Origin of the sequence: Bartonella queenslandensis AUST/NH15 (assembly GCF_000312585.1) — a bacterium.
GTDB lineage: Bacteria > Pseudomonadota > Alphaproteobacteria > Rhizobiales > Rhizobiaceae > Bartonella > Bartonella queenslandensis_A.
Window position 1 is genome coordinate 141,919 of the sequence record NZ_HE998013.1, and the last position, 845, is coordinate 142,763.

1 pseudogene is annotated in these 845 nt (G+C 39.6%); it reads right to left on the reverse strand.

Annotated features, from left to right (window positions below):
- Window positions 1–845, reverse strand: a pseudogene (locus BN338_RS12185) (Vomp family autotransporter); the annotation flags it as partial.

Here is an 845-nt window from a genome sequence, read left to right on the forward strand (position 1 = left end):
CCTTCTACCTTTGCACCAATAGTAATCCGATTATTTTCTGCATCTTTCTTAACAAGGCTATCGCCTTTAACATTGGCCATTTCATTGGTAATCTGTTTGGTGAACTCATTTTTAATATTCGTGATAGAACTACCAACTCCAATCAAAGCATCCCCTACATTCTGATAAGTCTCAGCTTTTTCCTCTCCATCAGCATTAATTGACTTTATCGTAAAAGTTGGATCACTCCATTTGCCTTCTTTATATCCAGCTCCGCCACCTAAGTAAGTAGCAACCTTATTATTTGTTTCGAAAAGCTGGGAACCATTAATAGCTTCTGTTGAAGTAGAAGAAATTTCTCCATTGGCAAGATACTTAATCTTGCTTGTCGTTTTTTCTTTGCCTTCTTCTCCATGCTTGGCAATAAAGGCTCCATCAGTCTTGCTCCACAACAAAGCATCCCCTTGTACTTCTTGCGTAATATGCTCGATTTTGTCATTAAAGTCTTCTTTAACATCTTTGACTTTATCATAAAAATTATTAACCACATTCGTAAAGCTGTTACCAATACCGGTAAAGGCTGTTGCGACATCTTGATACGTCTTGTCTTGAGAAGTACCGTCCTCACCAATCTGCTTGATTATGAAACTTGGAGCAATCCATTCGCCATTCTCATAACCCGCATCACCACCTAAAGACTTCGCAACATTGCTCCCTAGAGCTTGAAGCTGATTACCTGCTACAGCATCACTTGAGGTTGCACTAATCTCACCGTTGAAAAGATATGTAATCTTACTTTTCGCTTTTTTCTCGCCATGTTGTGCTACAAAGGCCTTCGCGTCCTTGTCCCACAATAAAGCATCACC